This is a genomic window from Dactylosporangium sp. NPDC050588 (genome assembly GCF_040654975.1).
Lineage (GTDB): Bacteria > Actinomycetota > Actinomycetes > Mycobacteriales > Micromonosporaceae > Dactylosporangium > Dactylosporangium maewongense.
In genome coordinates this window covers 29,876-53,761 of sequence record NZ_JBFAJA010000017.1, presented here as the reverse complement: position 1 = coordinate 53,761, position 23,886 = coordinate 29,876, and the positions used below count along the sequence as shown (strand labels likewise).

25 protein-coding genes are annotated in these 23,886 nt (G+C 72.3%); 13 read left to right on the top strand and 12 right to left on the bottom strand.

All coding sequences use genetic code 11. The annotated features are described in order from the left end of the window. Window positions 1-8 precede the first annotated feature (8 nt). Window positions 9-512 carry a hypothetical protein gene (locus AB0I21_RS13985; protein ID WP_360561108.1) on the top strand — a complete coding sequence of 168 codons (504 nt, stop codon included), beginning with the start codon at window positions 9-11 and terminating at the stop codon, window positions 510-512. Between the two features lie 67 nt (window positions 513-579). On the opposite strand, the gene AB0I21_RS13980 is transcribed toward AB0I21_RS13985, so the two are convergent. The 3 genes from AB0I21_RS13980 to AB0I21_RS13970 all read right to left on the bottom strand — a co-directional run bounded on the left by AB0I21_RS13980 (window position 580) and on the right by AB0I21_RS13970 (window position 2,824). Further along, window positions 580-1,563, bottom strand: a complete 984-nt coding sequence (locus tag AB0I21_RS13980) for an SMP-30/gluconolactonase/LRE family protein (protein ID WP_360561106.1) — start codon at window positions 1,561-1,563, stop codon at window positions 580-582. A gap of 91 nt (window positions 1,564-1,654) precedes the next feature. Beyond that, window positions 1,655-2,440, bottom strand: a complete 786-nt coding sequence (locus AB0I21_RS13975; protein WP_360561105.1) for a class I SAM-dependent methyltransferase — start codon at window positions 2,438-2,440, stop codon at window positions 1,655-1,657. Window positions 2,441-2,449: 9 nt separating this feature from the next. Beyond that, the gene (locus AB0I21_RS13970; RefSeq protein WP_354896400.1) at window positions 2,450-2,824 is read right to left on the bottom strand and encodes a response regulator transcription factor; all 375 of its coding nucleotides are present in this window, start codon (window positions 2,822-2,824) and stop codon (window positions 2,450-2,452) included. A 104-nt stretch (window positions 2,825-2,928) separates the two neighbouring features. Here AB0I21_RS13970 and AB0I21_RS13965 point away from each other — a divergent pair, with 104 nt between their 5' ends. Beyond that, a complete protein-coding gene (locus tag AB0I21_RS13965; protein WP_360561104.1) occupies window positions 2,929-3,210 on the top strand; it encodes a histidine kinase dimerization/phospho-acceptor domain-containing protein in 282 nt (93 codons plus the stop codon). Then, entirely contained in the window at window positions 3,207-5,450 is a 2,244-nt protein-coding gene (locus AB0I21_RS13960; RefSeq protein ID WP_360561103.1) for an ATP-binding protein, read from the top strand. The genes AB0I21_RS13965 and AB0I21_RS13960 overlap by 4 nt, the downstream gene beginning before the upstream one ends. 41 nt (window positions 5,451-5,491) lie before the next feature. Here the strand turns inward: AB0I21_RS13960 and AB0I21_RS13955 are convergent, their stop codons facing one another. The 4 genes from AB0I21_RS13955 to AB0I21_RS13940 form a co-directional block, all read right to left on the bottom strand. Next, complete coding sequence (locus tag AB0I21_RS13955; RefSeq protein ID WP_360561101.1) at window positions 5,492-5,998, bottom strand: GNAT family N-acetyltransferase; 507 nt, start codon at window positions 5,996-5,998, stop codon at window positions 5,492-5,494. Window positions 5,999-6,333: 335 nt separating this feature from the next. Continuing rightward, entirely contained in the window at window positions 6,334-7,266 is a 933-nt protein-coding gene (locus AB0I21_RS13950; protein ID WP_360561100.1) for an exopolyphosphatase, read from the bottom strand. A gap of 144 nt (window positions 7,267-7,410) precedes the next feature. Next, window positions 7,411-7,899 (bottom strand): SRPBCC family protein, encoded by a 489-nt coding sequence (locus tag AB0I21_RS13945; protein WP_360561098.1) that lies wholly within the window; start codon window positions 7,897-7,899, stop codon window positions 7,411-7,413. Continuing rightward, entirely contained in the window at window positions 7,896-8,267 is a 372-nt protein-coding gene (locus AB0I21_RS13940; protein WP_360561096.1) for a metalloregulator ArsR/SmtB family transcription factor, read from the bottom strand. The genes AB0I21_RS13945 and AB0I21_RS13940 overlap by 4 nt, the downstream gene beginning before the upstream one ends. Window positions 8,268-8,404: 137 nt before the next feature. Here AB0I21_RS13940 and AB0I21_RS13935 point away from each other — a divergent pair, with 137 nt between their 5' ends. Continuing rightward, window positions 8,405-9,703, top strand: coding sequence for a chitosanase (locus AB0I21_RS13935; RefSeq protein WP_360561094.1), 1,299 nt, complete (start codon window positions 8,405-8,407; stop codon window positions 9,701-9,703). Window positions 9,704-9,708: 5 nt separating this feature from the next. On the opposite strand, the gene AB0I21_RS13930 is transcribed toward AB0I21_RS13935, so the two are convergent. Further along, window positions 9,709-11,940: an EAL domain-containing protein gene (locus AB0I21_RS13930; RefSeq protein ID WP_360561092.1), complete on the bottom strand. Its 2,232-nt coding sequence runs from the start codon at window positions 11,938-11,940 to the stop codon at window positions 9,709-9,711. A 182-nt stretch (window positions 11,941-12,122) separates the two neighbouring features. Between AB0I21_RS13930 and AB0I21_RS13925 the strand changes: the two genes are divergently transcribed. Genes AB0I21_RS13925 through AB0I21_RS13895 form a run of 7 tightly spaced genes read left to right on the top strand, consistent with a single transcriptional unit; the run spans window position 12,123 to window position 17,681 of the window. Then, window positions 12,123-13,256 carry a hydrolase gene (locus AB0I21_RS13925; RefSeq protein WP_360561090.1) on the top strand — a complete coding sequence of 378 codons (1,134 nt, stop codon included), beginning with the start codon at window positions 12,123-12,125 and terminating at the stop codon, window positions 13,254-13,256. After that, on the top strand, window positions 13,253-14,152 hold the full coding sequence (locus AB0I21_RS13920; RefSeq protein ID WP_360561088.1) for an ABC transporter ATP-binding protein: 900 nt from the start codon (window positions 13,253-13,255) through the stop codon (window positions 14,150-14,152). The genes AB0I21_RS13925 and AB0I21_RS13920 overlap by 4 nt, the downstream gene beginning before the upstream one ends. Beyond that, a complete protein-coding gene (locus tag AB0I21_RS13915) occupies window positions 14,149-14,886 on the top strand; it encodes an ABC transporter permease (protein WP_360561086.1) in 738 nt (245 codons plus the stop codon). Before AB0I21_RS13920 ends, AB0I21_RS13915 begins: the two co-directional genes overlap by 4 nt. 22 nt (window positions 14,887-14,908) lie before the next feature. Next, window positions 14,909-16,090 carry a histidine kinase gene (locus AB0I21_RS13910; protein WP_360561084.1) on the top strand — a complete coding sequence of 394 codons (1,182 nt, stop codon included), beginning with the start codon at window positions 14,909-14,911 and terminating at the stop codon, window positions 16,088-16,090. Then, the gene (locus AB0I21_RS13905; protein WP_360561082.1) at window positions 16,087-16,230 is read left to right on the top strand and encodes a hypothetical protein; all 144 of its coding nucleotides are present in this window, start codon (window positions 16,087-16,089) and stop codon (window positions 16,228-16,230) included. The genes AB0I21_RS13910 and AB0I21_RS13905 overlap by 4 nt, the downstream gene beginning before the upstream one ends. After that, the gene (locus tag AB0I21_RS13900) at window positions 16,227-16,832 is read left to right on the top strand and encodes a response regulator transcription factor (protein ID WP_344499366.1); all 606 of its coding nucleotides are present in this window, start codon (window positions 16,227-16,229) and stop codon (window positions 16,830-16,832) included. The genes AB0I21_RS13905 and AB0I21_RS13900 overlap by 4 nt, the downstream gene beginning before the upstream one ends. Window positions 16,833-16,880: 48 nt before the next feature. Next, window positions 16,881-17,681, top strand: a complete 801-nt coding sequence (locus tag AB0I21_RS13895) for a hypothetical protein (protein WP_360561080.1) — start codon at window positions 16,881-16,883, stop codon at window positions 17,679-17,681. Between the two features lie 22 nt (window positions 17,682-17,703). Here AB0I21_RS13895 and AB0I21_RS13890 read toward each other — a convergent pair whose 3' ends face one another. Beyond that, window positions 17,704-18,606 (bottom strand): MBL fold metallo-hydrolase, encoded by a 903-nt coding sequence (locus tag AB0I21_RS13890; protein ID WP_360561079.1) that lies wholly within the window; start codon window positions 18,604-18,606, stop codon window positions 17,704-17,706. 83 nt (window positions 18,607-18,689) lie between these two features. Here AB0I21_RS13890 and AB0I21_RS13885 point away from each other — a divergent pair, with 83 nt between their 5' ends. Further along, window positions 18,690-19,286 carry a DUF1707 domain-containing protein gene (locus AB0I21_RS13885; RefSeq protein WP_360561077.1) on the top strand — a complete coding sequence of 199 codons (597 nt, stop codon included), beginning with the start codon at window positions 18,690-18,692 and terminating at the stop codon, window positions 19,284-19,286. Window positions 19,287-19,470: 184 nt separating this feature from the next. Here the strand turns inward: AB0I21_RS13885 and AB0I21_RS13880 are convergent, their stop codons facing one another. The 3 genes from AB0I21_RS13880 to AB0I21_RS13870 form a co-directional block, all read right to left on the bottom strand. Continuing rightward, window positions 19,471-19,677: a hypothetical protein gene (locus AB0I21_RS13880; protein WP_360561075.1), complete on the bottom strand. Its 207-nt coding sequence runs from the start codon at window positions 19,675-19,677 to the stop codon at window positions 19,471-19,473. 319 nt (window positions 19,678-19,996) lie between these two features. Next, complete coding sequence (pepN, locus tag AB0I21_RS13875; RefSeq protein ID WP_360561074.1) at window positions 19,997-22,417, bottom strand: aminopeptidase N; 2,421 nt, start codon at window positions 22,415-22,417, stop codon at window positions 19,997-19,999. A 98-nt stretch (window positions 22,418-22,515) separates the two neighbouring features. After that, the gene (locus AB0I21_RS13870; RefSeq protein ID WP_344499376.1) at window positions 22,516-23,142 is read right to left on the bottom strand and encodes a pyridoxamine 5'-phosphate oxidase family protein; all 627 of its coding nucleotides are present in this window, start codon (window positions 23,140-23,142) and stop codon (window positions 22,516-22,518) included. A gap of 272 nt (window positions 23,143-23,414) precedes the next feature. Between AB0I21_RS13870 and AB0I21_RS13865 the strand changes: the two genes are divergently transcribed. Further along, the gene (locus tag AB0I21_RS13865; protein WP_360561072.1) at window positions 23,415-23,876 is read left to right on the top strand and encodes a flagellar basal body-associated FliL family protein; all 462 of its coding nucleotides are present in this window, start codon (window positions 23,415-23,417) and stop codon (window positions 23,874-23,876) included. Window positions 23,877-23,886: the final 10 nt, after the last annotated feature.

Genomic DNA, 23,886 nt, shown 5'->3' with positions numbered 1-23,886 from the left:
GATGACGCATGCCGGTGATCGCCGCGAACCCGCGAACCAAGCTGCTGGTCCTCGGCATCTTGGCGCTGCTGCTCGGCGGCGTCGGCACCGCGGGCGCGGCCATCACGACGGTGCCGGCCTGGCGGGCGGCACGGGGCGCCGGGGTGACGGGCACCTTCACCCTCACCGACCCCCGGCCTTGCGACCGGTGGGATCCGCCACGGCAACGATGCGGCTGGTTCGGCGACTTCGTCAGCGACGACGGCACCGTGGTGCGCCGGGACACGGGGTTGTCCGGGGGACTGCCGCCCGGCGCCAAGGTCGGGGACACGCTGCCCGCCCGCGACACCGGAAGCCCGACCGTGATCTATCCGCTGGCCGGCGCCCAGAGCTGGAAGGACGACGCCATGACCCTCGCCATCTCCGGGGGCGTCTTCGTCCTCGGCCTCGTCCTCACCCGGCCATGGTCCTGGTGGCGCCGCCTTCGGCAGCTCAAGGCGCGAGGCCGGGAACCAGCGGGGGCATCCATCTGAGTGCGCTCGTCGCCGCGGACCGGGTGACCTGACGGGCCGCCGGCGATCGTCACCGCGCCGGCTTCGTTCAGCCGGCCGGTCGGGCCGGGAGATCGAGGACGGCGACGTCGGTGGCGGTGAGGCTGCCGGCGATGACGGTGCCGGCGTGTTCGGCGACCGAGGTGACGAAGCCGTAGGAGCCGTCGGTGGTGCGCAGGTCGTGGACGAGGTGGCCGTCGAGGGTGAAGGCCATGACCCACGCGATCGGGGTCGCCTTGGGGCGCAGTGCCGCGGGCAGGTTCCAGGCCAGGAGGCGCAGGAGGCCCGGCAGCGGCAGGAGGCGGTCGAGCAGCGGGTTGCGGGGCGCGGCGATCGCGACCCACAACAGGCCGTCGCTGCCGAGGCTCATGTTGTCGGGGAAGCCCGGCAGGTTCTCCACGAAGGGCTCGACCCGGCCGTCGGGCCGGCAGCGGCGGATGCGGTACCCGGCGGTCTCGGCGAACAGCAGGGAGCCGTCGGGGGCGAGGACCAGGCCGTTGGCGAACTTCAGGTCGTGCAGCAGGGTGGTGACGGTGCCGTCGGGGTCGCGGCGGATCAGGCGGCCGGTGCACGTGTGCTCGAACATGTCGCCGAGGTGGTGTTCGAGGTCCCAGCGGGTCGTCGACGTGGTGAACCAGATCGTGCCGTCCGCGCCCCGCACGACGTTGCTGGCGAACGTGAGCGGCGCGCCGTCCACGGTGTCGACGAGCACCTCGACCGTGCCGTCGGCGGTGACCCGCAGCAGGCCCCGGTCGTGGTCGCAGACCAGGACGCTGCCGTCGGGGCACGGCTGCACGCCGAGGGGGCGGCCGCCGGTGTCGGCGACGACCGTGCGCGAGCCGGCGGGGCCGAGGCGCAGGAGCCGGCCGTCACCGGTGCCGGTGACGACGACACCCGCCGCGTCGAACATGACGTCCTCAGGGCCGTGCCCACCCGTCGCCAGCCGCCGCGCGACGACGAACGCGCCGGTCGGCCCGGTGTCGCGCGCCGCGGGCGGCCGCCATCGACGCGGCACGATCCAGCGGCGGGGCATGGCAGCACCCTACGACGGCGCGGCCGCACCCGCCACGTCCGGGAAGGCCGGCCTCGAAGGCGGGAGCGCCGCCGCGGTGATCGGGTTCGCGCTACCGCGGGATTGACGGGGCGCTTCCCGAGGCCAGGAGTGCCGCCGTCGGCAGGGCGAGCGCGCCGTCGTCGTCGAGGAACCCGGCGGCGAGGCGTTCGTATGCGCCGCGGGCGGCGGCGACCGTCGCCGCGTCCTGGCCGGCGAGCGCCTCGCCGAGGGCGCCCATGCCGTTGGCGGGCCCGATCCACCAGGTGTCGACGTCGGTGCGGTGCGTCCAGCTGATCGTGTGGCAGGTGACGTCCCGCAGGCCGGCGCCGGCGAGCAGGCCGGTGACGCCCTCGGCGGTACGGGCGAAGTTCAGCGACGGCGGGATGATCGATGGCGCCGGAGTGAGCCCGGCGGCGGCCATGACGTCGCTCCACAGCTGCTGCAGCGGCGGCGACGGGTGCGGCCACACGGTGACCGCCACCCGCCCGCCCGGCGTGGTCAGGCGCACCAGCTCGGCGACCGCGCGGCCGGGGTCGGTGACGTGGTTGACGACGAAGTTCGCGACCACCGCGTCGAAGGCGGCGTCGGGCAGCGGCAGGTCGGGCAGGCCGGCGTGGAGGACCTCGGGCACGACCGCGCGGGCGAGCTCGACCATGCCCGGCTCGGCGTCCACCGCGGTCACCGTGGCGCCGCCCGCGGCGGCGAGCGCCGCGACCGTCCCCGTGCCCGTGCCGACGTCGAGCAGCCTGATCCCCGGTGCGAGCCCCGCGGCTGACAGCAGCGCCGGCGCCGTGTACGCGCACAGATGGGCGTAGCTGTCCGCGAACGCCGCCGCGCGGCCGGTCCATTTCCCCATGCGGGGAGCTTAGTCAGGGGCCTCGGAGAGCAGCGTCTCGATGCGCTCCAGCAGGACGCTCGGCTCGAACGGCTTCACCAGGTAGTCGTCGGCGCCGGCGTCGAAGCCGGTGCTCACGTCCAGCCACTGGCCGTGGGAGGTGAGGATCAGCACGGGCATCAGCTCGGTGTCGGCGGTCTCGCGCAGGGCGCGGCAGACCTCGATGCCGTTGATGCCGGGCATGCTGACGTCCAGGATCGCCAGGTCGGGATGTTCGCGGCGGGCCGTGTCCAGGGCCGTGCCGCCGTCGGCGCAGGCGATGACCTGATGGCCGGACGTGTCGAGCAGGAACGTCAGCAGTTCCCGGATCGCGAGGTCGTCCTCGGCCACGAGCACCGTCGACACGAGCACCGACCTCCCGTTCCCATGTGAAGCATCCGAACCGAGTATATGGACAAATCAGCTCAACTATGGTGGTTCCGGATGGTTCGAGTCTGGAGGCCGCGAGGATGACCGCAGCGGTGCAGCCGCAGTACCTGCGGCAGCTGTCGCACGAGCTGCGCACGCCGCTCACCGGCATCCGCGGCTACAGCGAGGTGCTGGAGCAGGCCGGCCCGCTCACCGAGCGGCAGCGGCACATGCTCACCATGCTCGACTCCTGGGTGCGGGCGATCGCCGAGCAGCACGGCGGCAGCGTGGCCACCGGCGACAGCGAGCTGCGGGTGGCGTTGCCGCGGACGGTGCGGCCCAGCGAGCGGGTCGTGGTGCGGGCGATGCGGCGGCCGCGATGAGGTGGTACGGCTCGATGGCGCTCGCCGCCGCGGTCCTGGTCCTCGGGGCGCTCGTCACGCTCGGCGTCACGAGCGTCATCACCGGCAAGGAGCGGCGCTCGGCGCAGCTGGCAATCCAACGCCAGTCGGATCTGGCGGCGGCGGCGGTCGCGGGGGAGGTCCGCCGGTACGTCGACACCATCGACAACGTGGCGGCGGCGCTCGGCTCGCACGACGGGCTGAGCCCGCAGGCGTTCGACCGTGCGACGTCCCGCATCCCGTCGCTCGCCGGCGCCACCGCCCTCGTGTTCGTCGTTCCCGCCGGTGTACCGGAGGTCGCCGCCGTCCAGGACGCGTGGCGGGCCGCCGGCGCCACCGGGCTCACCCTCAAGCCCGCGGAAGGCGTTCAGGAGCACTACTTCGGCGTGTACGCGCGGCAGCTCGACGGCAACGCCCCGCTGGAGGGCGGCAGCGACCTCGGCGACAACCCCGACCTCGCCGACGTCATGCGGCAGGCGCGCCTGTCCGGACACGCGACGGTGTCCAACGCGGCACTGATCGCCGGCGGGCAGCGGCGCACGCTCAGCCTCGCCACGCCCGTCACCGGCGCGGACGGCGCGCTGCGCGGCTGGGTCGTGCTCGGCCTGCGCGGCGAGGGATTCTTCGGCGGGGCGCTCGGCGAGGTGCTGCACCGCCGGGTCACCGCGACGCTGTCCGCGACCCAGACCGGCGGCGGGCTCCTGCCGATCGCGACCGTGCACCGCCTCGCCATGCCCGGCAACGCCCTGCGCCGGGCCAAGGACATCGGCATCGCGCAACGCGTGTGGCACCTGGAGGTCAGCGCCGACCCGCGCGACCTGCCGGGCGCCTACACCGACCGGCCCCTCGTCGCGACCGCCGCCGGCGCCGCGCTGACCGTCCTCGTCACGCTGCTGGTGTACCTGCTGTCGACCCGCCGCTCGAAGGCGATGACCCTGGTGCACGAGTCGACCCGCGAGCTGCGCGCCGCCGAGCGCGAGGCCCGCGACCAGGCCGCCCTGCAGCAGGCGATCCTCACCAGCCTCGCCGAGGGCGTCACCGTCGTCGGCGCCGACGGCCGCGTGCTGCTGCACAACCCCGCGGCCCGCCAGCTGCTCGGCACCGCCGGCGACCCCGACACGCTCGAGGACTGGCCCGCGCACTACGGCGCCTACCTGCCGGACCGCGCGACCCCGTTCCCCGCCGCGGAACTGCCGATGGTGAAGGCGCTGCGCGGCGTCTCCGTCGACCGGGTCGAGATGGTGATCCGCAACCCCACCCACCCCGACGGCATCCTTGTCAGCGTCAGCGCCCGCCCGCTGGATCGCTCCGGCGGCGGCCCGCGCGGCGCGGTCGCGGTCCTGCACGACATCACGGCGCTGCGCCGGTACGAGACGGAACTGGCCCAGTTCGCCGCCGTCGTCGCCCACGACCTGAAGAGCCCGCTGACCGCGGTGCACGGCTTCGCCGCCGTCGCCGCCGACGCGCTCTCGGCCGGCGCCGCGCTCTGCGGCCCCGGCGCCGCTCAGGTCGCCCCGCGCCGCCCCGACACGGCGAAGGTCGCGGTCGAGCGGGTCCGCCAGGGCGCGATCCGGATGCGGTCGATCATCGACGACCTGCTCGCCTACACCACCGCCCGCGACGCGCCGCTCAATCTCACCGACGTCGACCTGGGCGCCGTCGTCGCGTCCGTCGTCGCCGACCGCACCGCCCTCGCCCCGCCCATGCAACTGGCGAAGGCGTCCACGGTCGCCCTCCCACCCACGCCGCGCATCCACATCGGCGACCTGCCGCACATCAAGGCCGACCCGGGCCTGCTGCGCCTGGTCGTGGACAACCTGATCGGCAACGCCATCAAGTACACCCCCGCCGGCCAGACCCCGCACATCGAGGTCACCGCCGTGTCCGACCCCGACGGCATCGTCCTCGTCGTCGCCGACCGCGGCATCGGCATCCCCGACGGCGACAAGGCCCGCGTCTTCGAGTCCTTCTACCGCGCCCGCCCGGCCGACTACGGCGGCACCGGCCTCGGCCTGGCCATCTGCCGCCGCATCGTCGAACGCCACGGCGGCTCGATCGCCGTCGAGGACAACCCCGGCGGCGGCACCAGGTTCTGCGTCTCCCTCCCCACGGCCGACCACCCCACCGAACCCGACCCCATCGCCGCCCTACGCACCTACGGCATGTCCGCCGACGCCGGCTGGGAACGCCTCATGCGCCCCAGCGACGTCAACGCCTCCTGACGCCCCTTCCCCGCAGGCGTCTCCGCGCCCTTCAAGCACCGCTACAGGCGCGGCTCGAGCACCAGGTCGCGCTGATACCAGGTGCCTGCCTTGCCACCGAGGTGCGCCGGGTCGGCCGGGCCGGCAGGGACGAAACCGGCGTTGGCCAGCACCTTCCGGGACGCCGCATTCTGGTGGGAGGCGGCCGCCCGCAGCGTGCCCAGCCCGTGCCGGGCCGCCGCCAGCCGGCACAGCTCCAGGACGGCCGCGGTCGCCACGCCACGGCCGGAGACATGCTGCGCGACCCGGTAACCCAGCTCCGCGACGCGGCCTTCGATGTTGTACAGGTTGAACCTGCCCACCACCGAGCCGCCCTCGCCGACGAGCACGTAGAAGGCGCACACGCCGGCCTCCTGCTCGGCCAGCGAGGCGTTGAACCGGTCGGCGAACCGGTCGAAGAAGTCGTCGCCCCGGTCGGAGACCGAGGCGGCGAAGTACGCCCGGTTCGCCAACTCGAAGTCCAGCACCGCCGGGGCATGACCGGCATCCAACCGCTCCAGCTCGGGCATCGCCCGACCCTACCCAGATGACCCGCCAGCGCCACCAGATTTCCGCCGCCGACAGACACCGTTTTCGTATTCGCCAGCGTTCTGGAATGTGTTTCTGCGGTCTGCCTGAATTCCACGAATTGACGCTCCGGGGTGATTGGTGGCTGTTCTTCAACAATTCCGGCCGTGCGGGAGGACGTGAGCGGTTCGGCCCGTGCGACCTTCTCGGGGTCGGCGGTCGTGGTCGCGGGCGGAGTGTTGTCGTGTGCACGGCGGAGCTTCTCGGCGTGCCGGATGGACAGCCCCCAGGTGCGGGTGCCGGACATGTTCCCGGCGGAACCGCTCGCCGAGCGGGGTCAGGCGGGGACGCGGGGGGTGGACAGGGACTGGATGAGTTCGGTGAGGACGTGGTCGGCGGTGGGGTTGTCGACCTGGCAGGTGCCGGCGGCGCGGTGGCCGCCGCCGCCGTGCTTGAGCATGATGGAGCCGATGTCGACCGGGGACGTGCGGTCCACGATGGACTTGCCGACGGCGAACACCGTGTTCTGCTTGGCGCGGCCCCACAGGGCGTGGATGGAGATGCGGGCGTCGGGGTGGAGGGCGTAGACCATGAAGCGGTTGCCGGCGTAGATGGTGTCCTCGTCGCGCAGGTCGACCACGACGACGTCGTCGTGGACGGTGGTGACGCGGCGGAGCTGGTCGATGAACGGCTCGGTGTGTGCGTGGAACAGGTCGGCGCGTTCGCGCACGTCCTTCATCGCCAGGATCTCCTCGACGCTGTCCAGTTGGTGGCAGGCGTGGATGAGCTTCATCATCAGCTCGAAGTTGGAGATGGTGAAGTCGCGGAAGCGGCCCAGGCCGGTGCGGCTGTCCATCAGGAAGTTCAGCAGGGTCCAGCCGGTCGGGTCGAGGATCTCCTCCACGGTGTACTGCGCGGAGTCGGCCTTGTCGACCGCGTCCATGAGGTCCGGCGGCACGTCGGTGAAGAAGTCGGCGCCGCCGAACTCGTTGTAGATGACCCGTGCCGCCGACGGGGCGGACGCGTCGATGATGTGGTTGGGCTGCGGCCCGACGCGCACCGTCTCCGAGTGGTGGTGGTCGAACACCATGTGCGCACCGGGCACGTACGGCAGGTTCGTGATGATGTCGTTCGCGGTGATCTCGACCTTGCCGTCCTGCATGTCCTTCGGATGCACGAAGACGATCTCGTCGATCATGTCCAGGTGCTTCAGCAGCGTGGCACACACCAAGCCGTCGAAGTCGCTGCGCGTCACGAGCCTGTGCTTCACGGCCATCTCCCTGCTCCAGCCCTGTCGCCCCCGATCGGCCGCGGACGCGCCGACCTGAGCGGATCGGCGGCACGTCGGTGAAGCAATCGGCGCCGCGGCGGCCGATTGCGACAGCAGGTGAAGGTCAGGAGGACGCCGGGGACATCACTCAAGCAGGGCCTCGAAGTATGGCTTCATGGACGGGTAGTAGTCGTTGAAGTCGGGCATCGGGGTGTCGTCGCGGGAGGCCACGAGGGCGTCGAGGTAGAACTCCCAGCCGGGGCCGTAGTCGCCGGCGCCGACGCCGTCGGGGCCGGGCAGGTGGTGGACCAGCTCCAGCAGCGTGCCGGTGTCCACGGTCGACAGGCGCAGCTCCAGGTGGGCCATCGAGTCGGTCAGGACGAGCCGCCGCGGGGGCTCGCACGCCTCGATCCGCGCCTCGGACCAGGGGGCTCCTTCCTCCTGGATCATCTGGTACTGGATGCGGCCGCCGGGACGGGCGTCGCCCTTCCAGGGGCCGAACCAGCGGGCCGTGCGGTCGGACTCGGTGACGCTGGCCCAGACGTCCTCGATCGGGGCGCGGAAGGTGCGACTGATCACCAGTTCGCCGCCGGTGGGGGTGGGGACCCAGCGGCCGGTGGGGGTCGGGCTCATGCGGTGCGTTCCTCTCCGATGGGTGGGTTGCGAAGGCGGTCGCGGCGGGTGCGGTACACCTCGGTCTCCAGCGCGTCCATCCGCTGCTGCCAGATCGGCGGCGCCGTGAACCGGGCGAGCCAGCCGCTCAGCTCGCCGAGCCGGGTGGGGTCCAGGGAATACACGCGGCGCCGGCCCTCGAGGGTGTCGTGGACCAGGCCGCACTCGCGCAGCACCCGCAGGTGGCGGCTCACGGCGGGGCGGCTGATCTCGAACCGGGCGCCGATCGCCGACGCGACCTGGCCCGCCGGCGCGGATCCGCCGGTGTGCAGCAGCTCGAGGATCGCCCGGCGCACCGGGTCCGCGATCGCCTCCGCCACGTCGTCCACGCCGAGAAGTGTAACCCACGGGTTACACGTTGCCTGGCCTAACGGAGTCTGAAGTCTGGCTTAGGCACCTTGACATCGAAGGATTCGAATCAGATTATCTGTCAGGTAAGTTACCTATCTAACGAGAGGGAGGCCTCGTGAAGATTCCCGGCAGGCTGGTCGGCATCGGTGCCGCGGTCGCGCTGATCGGCGGGGTGACGGTCGCCGTGACCACCTACGGCGCCGAGGCGGCCACGGAGAGCCTGCTCTCACAAGGCAGGCCGGCCACGTCGTCGTCCGACGAGCTGTCCTCGCTCGGCCCGGGCAACGCCGTCGACGGCAACACCGGCACCCGCTGGGCCAGCGCGGAGGGCGTCGACCCGCAGTGGATCCGCGTCGACCTCGGTGCCGCCAAGACGATCACGCACGTCAACCTGAGCTGGGAGGCGGCGTACGCCAAGGCGTACCAGATCCAGACCTCGCCGGACGGCAGCGCCTGGACCACCATCTTCAGCACCACCACCGGCAACGGGGCGACGGACGACCTCACCGGCCTGAACGGCACGGGACGCTACGTCCGGGTCCTGGGCACCGCCCGCGGCACGACCTACGGCTACTCGCTGTGGGAGTTCAAGGTGTACGGCACGACGCCCGGCACCCAGCCCAGCGCCAGTCCGACGCCGTCGAAGACCCCGACCAGCAGCCCGACGCCGTCGAAGACGCCGAGCAGCAGCCCCAGCGCCGGCAAGGACCTCACCGACCCGCGCAAGAAGGACATCGCCATGCAGCTGGTGTCCAGCGCGGAGAACTCCTCGCTGGACTGGAAGGCGCAGTACAAGTACATCGAGGACATCGGCGACGGCCGCGGGTACACCGCCGGGATCATCGGCTTCTGCTCCGGCACCGGCGACATGCTGGAGCTGGTGCAGCTCTACACGCAGCGCGTCCCGGGCAACGTGCTCGCCAAGTACCTGCCGGCGCTGCGCAACGTCGACGGCACCGACTCGCACGCCGGGCTCGACCCGAACTTCACCCGGGACTGGAAGACCGCCGCGGCCGACCCCGCCTTCCAGACCGCGCAGAACGACGAGCGCGACCGCGTCTACTTCAACCCCTCGGTGCAGCAGGCGAAGGCCGACGGCCTGCGGGCCCTGGGCCAGTTCGCCTACTACGACGCGATCGTCATGCACGGCCCCGGCGACAGCGCCGTCAGCTTCGGCGGCATCCGCCGGGCCGCGATGGCCAAGGCCCGCACCCCCGCACAGGGCGGCGACGAGTTCACCTACCTCAACGCCTTCCTCGACGCGCGGGTCGCGGCGATGAAGACCGAGGAGGCGCACAGCGACACCAGCCGGGTCGACACCGCGCAGCGGGTGTTCCTCAACAACCGCAACTTCGACCTCAACCCGCCGCTGAGCTGGAAGGTGTACGGGGACCCGTTCAACATCCCCGCGTAGCAAAGCTATTCAGTACGGGCGCCGCCGAGGATCGACGAGATCGCCTCGGCGGCGCCCGGCTTCGCGAACAGGTAGCCCTGCCCGAACTCGCAGCCGAGGTCCTGCAGCGTCGACCACTGCTCCTGCGTCTCGATGCCCTCGGCGACCGTCTGCAGCTGCAGGGCGCGGCCGAGCTGCACGACGGCCTCCGCCAGGGTCGCGTCGCCGTCCTCGGTGTCAATGCCGTCGACGAACGACCGGTCGATCTTCAGGATGTCGACGGGGAAGCGCTTCAGGTACGACAGCGACGAGTAGCCCGTGCCGAAGTCGTCGATCGCGAGGCGTACACCCAGCGACTTGAGCCGGCCGAGGGTCTCGATCGTCGAGTCGGTGTCCTGCATCAGCAGCGACTCGGTGATCTCCAGGACCATCTGGTGCGGGTTGATGCCGGTCTCGGCGAGGATCTGCCCGACCTCCTCGACGAGCCCCTCGTGCTGGAACTGCCGCGCCGACAGGTTCACGTTCATGCGGATCCGCCCGGCTGACTCGGGGAACTCCGCGCACCACTGCGCGAGCTGCTGGCACGCCTGCCGCAGCACCCACCGGCCCAGCGGCACGATCAGCCCGGTCGACTCGGCGAGTGGGATGAACGCGTTCGGCCCGACCAGCCCGCGCGCCGGGTGCTCCCACCGCACCAGGGCCTCGACGCCGATGAGGCGGCTCGTCGGCAGGTCCACGATCGGCTGGTAGTGGACGACGAACTCCTCGTCGGCGAGCGCGCGCTCCAGCTCCGCGCGGTCGTCGGCCTCGCGGAGGATGTCGGCGTACATGGCGGGGTCGAACAGCGCGTAGCGGTCCCGGCCGGCGGCCTTCGCCGCGTACATCGCGAGGTCCGCGTTGCGCAGCAGCTCACCCGGGTCCGGCCCGTCCTCGCCCTCGCTCGCCTTCGCGGTCGCGACGCCGATGCTGGCCGAGCAGACGACCTCACGGTTGCCGAGGCGCAACGGGCGGCGGATCGCGGCGAGGAGCCGGTCCCCGAGGTCCATCGCCTCGAGCTCGTTGATGTCCTCGACGAGGATCGCGAACTCGTCGCCGCCGAGCCGGGCGAGGGTGTCCGCGGACCGCAGCTGCTGGTGCAGGCGCAGCGCCGTCGACGCGATCAGCTGGTCGCCGGCGTTGTGGCCGAGGCTGTCGTTGACGAGCTTGAAGTCGTCGAGGTCGACGAGCAGCAGCGTGATCCGCCCGCCGCCGCGCCGGTTGCGGGCGATGGCATGCTCGAGCCGGTCGCGGAACAGGGCCCGGTTCGGCATGCCGGTCAGCGAGTCCGCGAACGCCTGCCGGGTCAGCTCCTCCTCCAGCTCCTTGCGCTCGGTGATGTCCCTGATGCTGATGACCGCGGCCTCCAGCGACGGGTCGTCCAGCCGGTTGGTGCCGATCACGTCGGCGTAGATCCAGGCGCCGTCGGCGCGGCGGATCCGCGACTCGACCCGCGCGGAGGAGCCGGGGGCGCCGTTGGCGACGCTCAACCACCACTCCATCACCACCGGCAGGAAGTCGGGGTGGGTGATGTCCATGAGCAGGTCGCTGGTGACGAACCCCTGCTCGTAGCCGAGCACGGTGCGCACCGACGGGCTGCAGTAGGTGACGCCGCCGCGGGGCAGCACGGCGATGACCGCGTCGGAGGAGTTCTCCAGCAGCGCCTCGATCCGCCGTTCGGCGCTGAGCCGGGCCGCGTCGAGGTGCCGGCGGTTGCTGGCGGTCCGCGCGCAGAACCACATGACGCCGGCCATCAGCGCGAGGCTCAGCGCGGCGAGGGTACCGGTGACGGGGCGGTCCCGGGTGAGCACCAGCGACACGTACCCGATCAGCGACGCCGCGCCGATGCCGATGACGGCCCGCTCGGAGGCGAGCGCCGCGGTGGACGCCAGGATCAGGGTCACGCCGGCGGGGTAGATGGCGAGCGCGGCGACGTCGTACGCGGTGAACCCCAGCAGCACCGCCAGGTTCCCCAGCCACCAGGCGGCCAGCGCGCGCGGCAGCCACGGCCGGTCGACCAGCCGGTGCCACGGCAGGAGCGCCATCGCGCCCTGCGCGACGCCCACGACCGCGATCGCGGCGACGAGCAGCGGCCCGCCCTGCCAGTCCAGGTGCACCCGGACCGCGCCGATGGCGATCACCGCGACGCCGACCCACGTGCCCAGTCTGATCTGGCGGGCGCGGTACTCACTCTCGTGCTGCTCCAGCGCGTTCACCGACATGGTCCGTTGATCGGTGCGGCCCCGGTGTTCCTGAGCCGATCCGTTCCCGCCGCGGGTGCGGAACGGGAGCGAACGGGGAGGCCTGCAGTCTGACATTTGTCACGGGCGGGGCGTGCACGGTGCACCGCAACCGGTGTGTGACAGCACTACGAGCGCCGCCGCAGGCCACGAAGACTGTCCATATGAGACGCAGAGTCGTACTGACGGCGGCGGCAGCGGCCGCGGTGGCCGCCGTCCCCGCACCGGCGTTCGCCGCCGGACCGGTGAGGCTGGTCCTTCCGGCGCCGACCGGGCGCCACCGCATCGGCACCGTCGCGCTGCACCTCGTCGACCGGTCCCGCCCCGACCCGTGGGTGCCCGCGGAGCGGGTCCGGGAGCTGATGGTGCAGCTGTGGTACCCCGCCCACGACGCTCGGCGGCTGCCGCTCGCGCCGTGGGTGTCGCCGGCGTTCGCCGCGCTGCTCAACCCGCCCGGCTCCGGCTACGAGCTGCCCCTCACGCACGCCCGGCTCGGCGCGCCCGCGCTGCCCGGGCGGCGGCCCGTCGTGCTGTACTCGCCCGGCTTCGGCGTGGAGCGGACCGCCGGCACCGCCGTCGCGGAGGAGCTCGCGAGCCACGGGTACATCGTCGTCACCATCGACCACACCCATGACTCGCCGCTCGTCGAGTTCCCCGGCGGGCGCGTCGCCAGGAGCGCGGTGCCGCCGCCGACCGGCGAACCCGGCGAGGAGGAGCGGCTCATCGCGAAGGCCCTCGCCGCCCGGGTCGCCGACACCCGGTTCGTCCTCGACTGGCTCGCCCGTCCCCAGCGGGCGTTGCCGAGCGGTCTCTGGCACGCCGTGGACCAGCGCGCGATCGGGATGATCGGGCACTCGCTCGGCGGTACCACCGCCGCGCAGACGATGCTGGAGGACCGTCGCGTCAAGGCCGGCGTGAACCTCGACGGCGCCATGTCGGGCCGGGTGATGACCGAGGGCCTGGACCGGCCGTTCGTCCTCGTCGGGTCGGACGGGCACGGCCGCGCCGGCGACGAGACCTGGGCCGCGTTCTGGGCCGTGCTGCGCGGGCCGCGCCTCGAGCTGCAGCTGCGCGACTCCGGGCACATGTCGTTCACCGACTACCAGGTGCTGCTCCCGCAGGCCGGGATCCCGGCGGAGGACCTCGCCGGGCAGCTGGGCACGATCGACGGCGAGCGGTCCGTGCGGGTGCAGCGCGCCTACCTGCTGGCCTGGGCCGACCGCTGGCTGTCGGGGCGCGGCGGCACCCTGCTCGACGGCCCGTGCGCGGCGTTCCCCGAGATGCGGTTCCTCCCGTGACGGCGGCGGTCCAGGTGTACGAGCTGCGCCGCCGCTACGGATCGTTCGAAGCGGTGCGGGGCGTGTCCTTCGACGTCGAGCGCGGCGAGCTGTTCGCGCTGCTCGGCACGAACGGCGCCGGGAAGACCTCGACGCTCGAGCTGGTCGAGGGGCTCGACCGGCCGACCGCGGGTACGGTACGGGTGCTCGGCCGTGACCCGGTCCGCGACCGTACCGCAGTACGGGCCCGTACCGGCGTGATGCTGCAGGAGGGCGGCTTCCCACCCGACCTGACGCCGGCGGAGGCGCTGCGCATGTGGGCCGGCACGTTCGGCACGCGGGCCCGGCCAGTCGCGGACGCGCTGGACCTCGTCGGCCTGGCGCACCGCGCGGACGTGCGGGTCCGGCAGCTGTCCGGCGGCGAGCGGCGCCGCCTCGACCTCGCCGTCGCCATCGTCGGCCGGCCCGACCTGCTCATCCTCGACGAACCCACCACGGGCCTGGACCCCGAGTCGCGGCACGACACGTGGCGGCTGCTGCGCGGGCTGCTCACCGACGGCGTCACGATCCTGCTCAGCACCCACTACCTGCAGGAGGCGCAGGAGCTCGCCGACCGGGTGGCGATCCTGCGCGCCGGGACCGTGGTCGCGACCGGCTCCGTCGCCGAGGTCGTCGCCGCGTTCCCGGCCCGGATCACCTTCGACCTGCCGCCCGGCGTCACCCTCGACGCGCTGCCGGACGTGGTCGGCGCCTACGACCTGACCGGCGGGCGGGTCTTCGTACACACGCAGCAGCTGCAAACGGCGCTCACGACGCTGCTCGGCTGGGCCGCTGCACACGGCATCACGCTCACCGGGCTCGACGCGCGGTCCGCGACGCTGGACGAGGCGTTCCTGTCGATCGCGGGTGCGGCATGACGCATCTGGTCCGGTCCGAACTGCTCCTCCTCGCCCGCAACCGGATGGCCGTGTTCAACTCGGTCCTCGTGCCGATGATGATCATCGGTCTGCTCGCGTCCGGCGGTGATGCCGGCGGCGACACGGCGGCCGTCACCGGGATGCTCGGGTTCGTCCTCGTCGGGGTGCTGTACTACACGCTGGTCAGCACCTACGTCGCCCGACGCGAGGACCTGGTGCTCCAGCGACTGCGGGTCGGCGTGCTCACCGACCTGGAGATCCTCGCCGGCACCGCCGGCCCCGCGGTCGCCGTGGCGCTCGGGCAGATGGCGCTGTTCGTCGCCGTCGGCGCGACCGCCTTCGGGCTGCCCGCACCGGTGAACGCCCCCGTCCTGCTCCTCGGGGTGCTGCTCGGGACGGTGGTGTTCGCGCTGCTCGCCGCGGTGAGCACGACCTTCACCCGCACCGTCGAGCTGGCGCAGGTGACGACGCTGCCGGTCCTGCTGGTCTGCGTCGCCGGTGCCGGCTTCGCGATCCCGTCGGACGCGCTGCCGGGGCCGGTCGCGGAGGCGCTACGGTGGCTGCCGCTGTCGCCGACGCTGGAGCTGGTCCGGCTCGGCTGGCTCGGCAGGCCCGGGGCGGGCGTCCTCGGCGTCCTCGGGGCGGCGGCCGCGCCGGCGGGGCTGCTGGCGGCGTGGACCGTGCTCGGCTGGGTGGCCGTGCGACGCTGGTTCCGCTGGTCACCGCGGCGTTAGCCGCAGATGGGGGTTCGGGGTCTTGATCGGGTGGTGGCGGCGGCGCAGCCAGGCGACGCGGCTGGAGTGGTACGTGCGGGGCTCCTTCTACGGCCAGCTCACGCTGTCGCCGGTGCTCATCGGCTTCCTGGTCCAGCTGGAGGTGAGCCGCACCGCGCTCGGGGTCGTCGTCGCGGGGTTCGTCGTGCACACCGTCGTGTGCCTGCTGCTCGTGCACGCGGGCATCGGCTCGTACCTGGGGCTGCGGCCCCGCCCGACGGGCCTGATCCTCGCCGGCGGCGCGCTGACCGTCGCCGGCCTGGCGCTCGGCTTCCTCGCCTACCCGCACGCGACCCCGGGCCGGCCGGACGGTCCCGCCACCGCCATCCTCATCGTGCTCGTCGTCACGTACGTGACCGCGCTGTGCGCCGCCGTCCGGCCCCGGGTCGTGCTCGCCGTCGTGGTCGGCAGCTGCCTCTTCAGCACCGTCACCAGCAGCACCGGGGCGGCGATCGCGCTCGGCGCCCTGCTCGTCCCGATCATCGGCGCGTACCGGGTGTCGCTGTGGATGCTCGGCGTGGTCCGCGAGCTGGACCGCGCCCGGCACGTGCAGGCCGGGCTCGCCGTCGCCGAGGAGCGCCTGCGGTTCGCCCGCGACCTGCACGACGTGGTCGGCCGCACGCTGTCCGTCGTGGCGCTGAAGTCCGAACTGGCCGCGCAGCTCGCCCGCCGGGGCCGCGAGGAGGCGGTGGCGGAGATGCTGGAGGTGCGGCGCATCGCCCAGGACTCGCTCACCGAGCTGCGCGCCGTCGTCGGCGGGTACCGTGCCGCGGACCTCGACGTGGAGCTGGCCGGTGCCCGGGCGCTGCTCGCCTCCGCCGGCATCGAGTGCCGCGTCATCGGCGACGGCGGCGCCCTCCCGGCGGAGCTGCAGGGCACGCTCGGGTGGGTGGTCCGCGAGGGCACCACCAACCTCCTGCGCCACAGCGAGGCCCGCACCTGCGTCGTCACCCTGCGCACCGGCGCCGACGCCGTGACGCTCACGATGACGAACAACGGCGTCCCCGCCTCCGGCAAGATCGTGTTCGGCGGCGGGCTGATCGGGCTGACGGAGCGGATCACGGCCCTCGGCGGCACGGTGACCGCGGTCCGCACCCCACCGGACGGCTTCCAGCTGCTCGTCTCGCTGCCGCTGCTGACGCCCGCCCCGGCGGTGGCCGCGTGATCCGGCCGCTGGTCGTGCTGCCGCTGCTGCCGGCCGCTCTGGCCGGTGGCCGTGTTGCGTTGCCGCTGCTGCCGGCCGCTCTGGCCGGTGGCAGCGTGGCGTTGCCACTCCTGCTGGTCGCTCCGGCGGTGGCCGCGTGATCCGGGTGCTGCTGGCCGACGACGAGCACCTGATCCGGGGCGCGATCGCGGCGCTGCTCAGCCTCGAGGACGACATGGAGGTCGTCGCGCAGGCGGCCACCGGCGCCGAGGCGCTGAGCCTCGCCCGGGCCCTGCACCCGGACGTCGCCGTCCTGGACCTCCAGCTCCCCGACCTCGACGGCGTGACGGTCGCCACCACCCTGCACGCCGAGGTGCCCACCTGCCGCACGATGATCGTCACCAGCCACGGCCTGCCCGGCCACCTGAAACGCGCCCTCACCGGCGGCGTGCGCGGCTTCCTCGCCAAGACCGTCGCCGCCGAGGTCCTCGCCACGGTGGTCCGCACCGTGCACGCCGGCGGCCGGTACGTCGACCCGCAGCTCGCCGCCGAGGCCATCAGCGCCGGCGACAGCCCCCTCACCGCCCGCGAGGCCGACGTGCTGCGGCTGGCCGGCGACGGCGCGCCCGTCGACGAGATCGCCCGCCGCGCCGCGCTCTCCCCGGGGACCGTCCGCAACTACCTCTCCTCGGCCGTCACCAAGACCGGCGCCGCCAACCGCCACGAGGCGGCCCGCATCGCCCGCGGGCGCGGCTGGATCTGAGGCGACAGGTACGATCTGCCGTCTCAATCCCCTCCGAGGAAGAACTCAATGAAGCTTGCATGGAAACGGGCCGCGGCGCTGATCGTCGCGGCCTCTGTCATGGTCGGGGCGAGCGCCTGTGGCACCAGCACGGACAGCGGCACGGCCGGCGCGCCGGCCACCTCCAAGGCGCCCGAGCCGAAGGACGTGCTGCTGACCTCGCTGTCGCAGTACGACAAGGGCGTGTATTCGATCGACTTCACCGGGCTCGACGGCGGCGGACAGGCCGCGATCGACGCGTCGAAGAAGCAGGCCTACATCAAGATGAACGCCACCGACCCCGAGGCGAAGTTCACGATGGAGTTCCTGCTCGTCGAGCCGGACGCCTACGTGAAGATGGACCTGGGTGAGCTGGCCAAGGTCATGGGCATCAAGAACCTCGACGGCAAGACGTGGATGCACGTCGACCGCACCAAGGTCAAGGACAACGGAAGCCTGGGCTTCTCCTCCGACGAGAGCGACATGCTCGACGTCAAGGAGCTGCTCAAGAGCGCCCAGTCGGTGAAGGCCGACGGCCCCGGCAAGTTCACCGGCACCCTCGACCTCGCCAAGGGCGACGACTCCCCGATGACCGACGAGGACGTCGTCAAGGCCCTCGGCGACAAGGCGGCCACCGTGCCGTTCACCGCGACCGTCGACGCCGAGGGTCAGCTCAAGGAGCTGCTCATCGACGTCCCCGCGGCCGGTGACAAGAAGGCGCACCAGCTCAAGCTGACGGTGACCGGGTACACCGCCACGGTGCTGGCCAAGCCCACCGGTAAGGCCGTCGTCGAGGCCCCGGCCGAGGTGTACGACTTCTTCAACAACTGACCACCCCGGCCGGCTGCCGGAGTTACTGGTACGACTCCGGCAGCCGGCCGGCCGGGTGCGCCCACGCGAGCACGTTGGGAAGGCCCTGCTTGTCGAAGAACGCGACGATCTCCGGGTCGGTGTGGCGCAGGCTGAAGTGGGTCAGCACGAACGTGGTCGCCGGGTTGGCCTCGACGACCGGGCGCAGCTCGCTCCACACGGTGTGGCCGATGCGGCGGGCCCGCTCCAGCTGGTCGTCGCCGAGGAACGTGCACTCGGTGACGACGACCGGGTAGTCCAGCAGCCACGGCGACCGGGTGAAGACGTCGGGCCGGGTGTCGCCGAGGAACGCGACCAGCGGCGTCACCACCTCGTGGTCGATCTCGACGCCCTCGCGGCGCTTCGCGGCGAGGAGCCGGCCATCGGCCTTCAACGCCTCGAACTCGGGCTTGACCGCCCGCTTCACCGACGAGATCGCGAAGCCGACGCACGGCACCTTGTGCTCGCAGTCGACGACCCTGACCCGGTGCGCGCCGCGCTTGCCGATGCTGAACTCGTCGCCGCCGCGGACGCCGTGCAGCCGCGCCGCCGGGGCGAGCGACGGGTCGTAGGCGGCGTTGTGGTTCAGCTCGCTCGTCGCGCGGATGTAGCCCTCCGCGTAGGGGACCGCGGCCGCCGGCAGGTAGATGTCGACGCCGGTCTCCTTGACCGCGACGTAGTCGAGGTCCTTGCTGTGGTCCATGTGCGTGTGGGTCAGGAAGACCATGTCCGGCTGCCAGCCCTCGACGAGCCCGCAGTCGACGCCCGCCTTCAGCTCCGGCAGCAGGAAGAACGTCTTGTCGTTGGAGCGGGAGTAGCCGCTCATGGTGATGCCCGCGCCGAGGATCGCCCACGACTTCCACTGCCGGAAGGGGTGCCCGCGGTCGAGCAGCTCGGCGTGCGGCATGACGCTCCCCTCCGGTCTGTGTCCAATGTCGACGGTACCGGCGGCGGCAACCCGATTAGCGCGGCAGCGTCTCCGCTGGCGGCATGAGCGAGCTTCCCGAGCGGGTGGACCACCGGCAGCTCCGCGCGTCCGACGCCGACCGGGAGCAGGTCGCCGAGGTCCTGCGCACCAGCGCCGCCGAGGGCCGGCTGGACCTGGACGAGCTCGACGAGCGGCTGCGCACCGTGTACGCCTCCCGCACGTACGCCGACCTGGAGCCGCTCCTCGCCGACCTGCCGGCCCACTCATCGGCCAAGGTCAACCTGGACGGCGTCCATCCGCCGCGCCCCGGCGACGTGGCCGAGCGCAGCGGCGCGGTCGCGGTCATGAGCGGCTTCCACCGCCGCGGCGCCTGGATCCCGCCGCGCCTCTTCACCTGCCTGGCATTCTGGGGCGGCGGCACCCTCGACCTGCGCGACGCCCGCTTCCTGTACGGCGACCTGAAGATCCGCGCGTTCGCCGTCATGGGCGGCGTCGACGTCATCGTCCCCGACGACGCCGCAGTCGAGGTCACCGGCATGGGCGTGATGGGCGGCTTCGACCACGGCGCCGCCACCGCAGGCCGCCACGGCGCCCCCCGCATCGTCGTCACAGGCTTCGCCTTCTGGGGCGGCGTGACGGTCCGCCGCAAGGACCGCTGAGTGCCGGACTCCTTCGAAGATCGAATGGCGGATCTGGTCGTCGTTGGTCTGCTTGACCTGCCCGGCGTTGGTCCCGTTGTCGCCCTTGCTCGCCGCCTGGTCCCACGGTCGCATCGCCAGCGAAGCCGCGTTCGCCGGGATCACCGCGGCGTCGGCACCTTCAACGCCGCCCTCGACGGCATCGTCACCACCGCTGTCGCGTGGACCGCCCCGCCGCTGAGTGCCGAACTTCTGCGAAGATCGAATGGCGGATCTGGTCGTCGTTGGTCTGCTTGACCTGCCCGGCGTTGGTCCCGTTGTTGCCCTTGCTTGCCGCCTGGTCCCACGGTCGCATCGCCGGCGAAGCCGCGTTCGCCAGGATCACCCCACTCCCCGCCGGCTTCAGCCGCACCACTCGTCACCATCTCAACCGCGGCGGCGGCAAGCACCTATGACGCCGCCCTCCACGAGATCGTCACCATCGCTGTCGCGTGGACCGCCCCGTCGCTGAGTGCCGAACTTCTTCGAAGATCGAAGGATGGATCCGGTTGTCCGGGCGACCAGATCCGTCCTTCGATCATGGTCCGGCCGCCAGGTGACGAGAGTCGGTTGGACATATACGAAATGTCGGATAAATCCGGGCGCTTGCGCCTGGATTTATCCGGGGCAGGGGGCGTCTCGGGGGTGGAGGGTGGCTTGCCACGTCAGTGGGGGGTCGGGAGGGTGGTGGGTCAGGTGGTGCGGGTGTGGAGCATGCGGCGGACGACGTCGATGCGTTCGGTCATGTACTTGGCGACCACCGGTGCCGCGTCGGCGGTGACGGTCTCGGCGCGGCGCAGGTAGGGCTCGTCGACGCCGTGCAGCGGGAAGAGCCGGTTCGCGAACACCATCGCCGGGGTCATCCCGCCGCGGTGCAGTTGCGGCGCGAGCTCCAGGTACCTGGCGGCGAACGGGGCGAGCGTCGCGTCCTGGCCCGGGCGCCAGAAGGCCGCCATGACGGTCTTGACCTCGTTGATCGGTACTGAGCGGTCGACGACCACGGCCTGCCAGACGGACTCCTTCACCGCCGGGTCGGGCGACGCCGCCCGGACCACGGTGGCCCAGACCCAGGCGTCGGGGTCGGGGTCCACGCCGAGCAGCGTGTCGATGTCGGCGTCGACGGTGCCGCCCAGCTCGGCCGCCCGGGCGAGGGCGCGCCACCGCAGGTCGACGTCGTCGCCGGCCCGGGAGCGCAGCCACGCGACCTCGTCGAGGTCGGCGGCGGTGCGGGCGAGGGTGCGCAGCGCCACCTGCGCCTGGTCGGGGTGCTCGGCGAGCTTGCGGCAGGTCGCGGCGACGGACTCGATCAGCTCCGGGCGGTCGGCGTCCGGCGACCACCGCTCGGCGACGTCGGCGGCGAGCGTCAGGTACGGCTCGATGACCGACCCCGACGTCTCGGCGAGCAGCACGCCGGTGAGGCAGCGCACCGCCTCCGCCGCGGACGCCTCGCCGGTGAGCAGCATGTCCCAGACGGTGGCGACGGCGACCCCGCGGGAGATGGCGCTCGGCAGCGCCGTCGCGGCCGGGAAGGGGGAGGGGCGGGTCGTGGCGAAGGTCAGGTCCTCGTCGTTGACCAGGTACAGGTCGGCGCCGGAGGGCAGGTCGACGGGGGTCGTGGGGCCGGCGATCTCGACCTGGACGAGGGCGGTCCGCTCCAGCCGTTCGCCGCCGTCGCTGCGGTACGCGCCGACCGCCAGGACCTGCGGGCGCGGAGGGCCGTCGGGGCCGCGGGCGTCCAGGACGAAGCCGTCGCCGGTGTGGCGCAGCGTGATCCGGTCGGTGCCGGCGGTCTCCAGCCAGCCGGTCCGCCACGCGTTCAGGTCCCGGCCGCTCGCCGCGCCGAGCGTGTCGATGAGGTCCTGCAGGGTGGTGTTGCTCCAGGCGTACCGCGCGAAGTAGGTGGCCATGCCGGCCTCGAAGTCCGCCTCGCCGACGTAGCGCATCAGCTGGTGCAGCACCGACGCGCCCTTCGGGTAGGTGATGGCGTCGAAGATGGACATCGCCTGCGCGACGTCGTGGATCGGCTGGCGGATCGGGTGCGTCGCCGGGCCCTGGTCGGCGAGGTACGCCAGGAGCTTGCCCTCGGCGAGGTGGCCGGCCCACGCGTCGGTGAACTCGGTCGCCCGCTCCGCCGCCCAGTTGCAGGCGAACTCGGCGAACGCCTCGTTGAGCCACAGGTCGTCCCACCAGCGCATCGTGACGATGTTGCCGAACCACATGTGCGCCATCTCGTGCAACAGGACCTTCGCGCGCAGCTCCCGCTCCGCCGGGGTGGGCGCCGACCGGTACATGAACGAGTCGGACCAGGTGACGCAGCCGTAGTTCTCCATCGCGCCGCCGAACTCGGGGACGAAGACCTGGTCGTACCGGCGCTGCGGGAACGGCATCCGGAACACCTCGCCGTAGAAGGCGAGCCCCTGCCGGGTCAGCGCGAAGAGCTCGTCGGCGTCGCGGTCGAGCACGGCCGCGAGGGACCGGCGGGTGAGCAGCCCGAGGTCGTGCCCGTCGACGTCGCGGCGCACCTCGTGGAACGGTCCGGCGTTGACGACCGTGTTGTACACCGACAGCGGCGGCGTCGCGGGGAACTGCCACCGGCGCGCGGCACCGGCGGTGGTGACGACCGGGTCGCCGCTGTTGCTCACGACCGTCCACTGTGGTGGCGCGAGCACCGTGAACTGGTGCGGCGCCTTCAGGTCCGGCTGGTCGAAGCACGCCCACACGAAGTGCGCCTCGTCGGGCTCGAACGACGTCCACACGTAGATCTCGCCGTCGGCGGGGTCGACCGCCTTGTGCACGCCCTCGCCGTCCTTGGTCTCCGCCTGTACGGTCTCGACCCGCAGGTGGTTGGTCGCCCCGAGGCTGGGCAACGGGATCCGGCCGCCCTCGGCGGGTGGCAGCGGGACACCGTTGAGCTCGGCGCTGACGACCTCCGCGGCGCAGTCGACGAAGCTCTGCGAGCCCGGCTCGCGGCAGGTGAACCGCACCTGCGACACGCACCGGACCCGCGGCCCCGACGGCAGCTCGGTGAGATCGATGTCGATCGCGTAGTGCTCGACGGCCAGCAGCGCGGCCCTTTGCTCGGCTTCGACCTGCGTCAGGCTCGGGTTGCTCATCCGCCGATCCTAAGGCGGCGTGGACAGATTGCCAGCTTGACCATTACTGACCTGGTGGCTGCCGTGACGCCGTACAGCTGAACGAGCGGGCGGGGTGATCAGGCGCCGCGGTCGGCGCCGGCGCGTTCGGCCGCCACGTGGAAGAAGTCGCCGCCCTTGCGGCGCGCGTCGTCGGTGCCCCACGCGCGCTCCTCGGCGGTGACCTTGCGCAGCCGCGGGATGTGTTTCGCGCAGTGGATGTACGCCTCGTCGACGTGCAGGTTGACCCACCGCTCGGCCCGGCGCCCCGGCACGGTGTCGCTCGGCAGGCCGGGGAACGCCCGGCGCATCTCGGCGTCGGGCACGATCGTGGCGCGCCCGTTGATGTGCAGGCCGATCACGTCGCGCAGGAAGTCGACGAAGACGAGGCCGACGTGGGGGTTCTCCACGATGTTGCCGAGGCTCGCCATCACGCCGTTGCCGCGGTACTCCGGCCACGCGACCCGCCCCGGCCCGAGCACCTGCACGAACCCCGGCGGACCGGCGCGGAACGTGCAGTCGCAGTGCCCGAGCGCGCTCGCCGTCGCGACGAACATCATCTCCTGCCGGCCGACGAAGTCCACCATGTCGGCGTTCAGCTCCGGTAGCACCTGCTGCTGGTAGAACCGCTCCGCCCGCTCGACGGTCCCGAACCGGGACTGCAGCAGGTGCTCACCCGCGGTCCCCGGCAAGTGTGTGCTGGCCATCGTGTCCACCGCTGCCTCCAACGTCGACCCCCGAAGATCGCAGTGTTCCACGCGCGCGACCGTCCCGTCGCACACCGTGTACGTCGGTGCCGCCCCGCCGGGCCGGTTGCCGGCGCCCCCGTCACAGGCGTCCCAGCGGCCACGGCACGCACCGGCGTCGCGGTGGTGCGCTCGTGGCGCTACCGCTCCGCACCTGGCTGCAACTCACCTGTCGGGCGATCGGTCCGATGTCAGGAAGCGTCGGAGGTCGTACAGGCACGAGGGGGAGCTTCATGGCGAAGGACGAGAAGGACAAGGCGGCGACGGAGGAAGCCCCCAAGAAGGGCGGCAAGAAGAAGCTCATCATGATCCTCGCGATCGTCCTGGTCGCGCTCGCCGGTGGTGGCGCCGGTGGGTACTTCATGTTCGCGCCGAAGAAGGCGGAGGCCGAGGTCCTCGTGGCCGGGGTCGTCGTGCCGCTGGACGCGATCACGATCAACCTCGCCGACGGGCACTACCTGAAGCTGAAGATGACGCTGCAGGCGACCGACAAGGCGGCCGAGGCCCCGGACGGCAGCAAGGCGCTGGACGCCGCGATCTCGCTGTTCAGCAACATGGACTCCAAGGAGCTGCTGACCAACGACGGCCGGGAGAAGTACAAGACGCAGCTCAAGGCGCTGGTCGTCAAGGCCTACACGGTCAAGAAGGAGAAGGAGATCATGGACGTGTACTACACCACGTTCGTGATCCAGTAGTCAGCGACGG